This is a genomic window from Oceanivirga salmonicida (assembly GCF_001517915.1).
GTDB classification, from domain to species: domain Bacteria; phylum Fusobacteriota; class Fusobacteriia; order Fusobacteriales; family Leptotrichiaceae; genus Oceanivirga; species Oceanivirga salmonicida.
The window spans coordinates 1-279 of record NZ_LOQI01000221.1 but is presented as its reverse complement, the minus strand read 5'-3'; the positions used below and the strand labels follow the sequence as shown (position 1 = coordinate 279).

1 protein-coding gene is annotated in these 279 nt (G+C 25.1%); it reads left to right on the top strand.

The genetic code is table 11. The annotated features are described in order from the left end of the window. Positions 1–279: hypothetical protein (locus AWT72_RS09940; RefSeq protein ID WP_197407688.1), on the top strand; the 279-nt coding region annotated here is incomplete at both ends.

Sequence of the window (279 nt, the reverse complement as noted above, 5' to 3'; positions counted from 1 at the left end):
TTTCAAATGTTTTTCTGAAAAAGCAGGGACAGGTGGTAAAAGAATTTATGATGTATCAGGGAAATTAAATTTAAAAGAACCAGAAATTTTTATTACTGAAAATGGGTGTACTAAATTAAGAATTTGGAAAGAAGATTTACTATCAACCCTTAATGGATCAGATAATGAGTTAAAAATAATGGAGTATATGATTGAAAAAATGATTGCATCAAAAAATGAAATTTCAACAGATCTTAATATTAGTGATTACTATACAAGAATTTCTTTAACTAATTTAGT